The organism is Oleiphilus sp. HI0128, from assembly GCF_001635365.1.
In genome coordinates this window covers 1-774 of record NZ_LWGG01000400.1, presented here as the reverse complement: position 1 = coordinate 774, position 774 = coordinate 1, and the positions used below count along the sequence as shown (strand labels likewise).

The following is a 774-nucleotide window of genomic DNA, read 5'->3' as shown; positions in this document are numbered from 1 at the left end:
TGCTCATTAGTGATAGTCCTCGTAATTTAATATGAATGCATTGCCATCTTTGAATTCGAAAGTTACTCGCCAGTTACCATTAACCGAAATAGACCAAATACCTTCACGGTCACCTTTTAATGGGTGCAATTGATAACCTGGTAAATCAACATCCTCGATTACATGAGCAGTATCGATAGCCGCCAGTTGCATTTTCAATTTCCTTGCATGGCTATTCTGAATGCCCGCAGTACTCCCTGATTCAAAGTACTTTTTGAGACCTTTATGCTTAAACGATTTAATCATAAGCTGATGGTAGCATGATGCGCACTATGCATCAATAAATATAACGCCGCCATTTGCGGGATGAGTCTTATGGCGACGTTTATGCGTTTCTTTGCATAAACGGTGACAGAAAACGAAGATCCGAAAGATGGCCTGGTTATATGATTTTTGCTTTTAGTCTTTTGACCTTATGCTCTTAATTTATTGTTAAGAACTCAGAAACGACGCAATAAACCATACAATAATTTTTATTTTGTTTATCTGATTTTGACCACGATAAACCCTAAATTCTTACCTGAACTGTCAACGAAACCACCCATCAAAGTGACCCGATTACGCTGAGCAAAAAACTAATTTTTAGAACACTGAACCTTGATGATAACCTGACTTTATAAGAAGGCCATCTTTGCACAAAACTAAGAAAACCGCGTACAAGTGTTTGGTACTTTTGCGCATATAACGCCGCAATTTGCGCGACGGAGTGGAATGGCGGCTTGTTTGCGTGTTTTT

The 774-nt window shown here is 38.9% G+C and carries 1 protein-coding gene; it reads right to left on the bottom strand.

Going from position 1 to position 774, the window contains the following annotated elements:
• Positions 1-6: 6 nt before the first annotated feature.
• Positions 7-285: a type II toxin-antitoxin system RelE/ParE family toxin gene (locus tag A3763_RS04930; protein WP_068509678.1), complete on the bottom strand. Its 279-nt coding sequence runs from the start codon at positions 283-285 to the stop codon at positions 7-9.
• Positions 286-774: the final 489 nt, after the last annotated feature.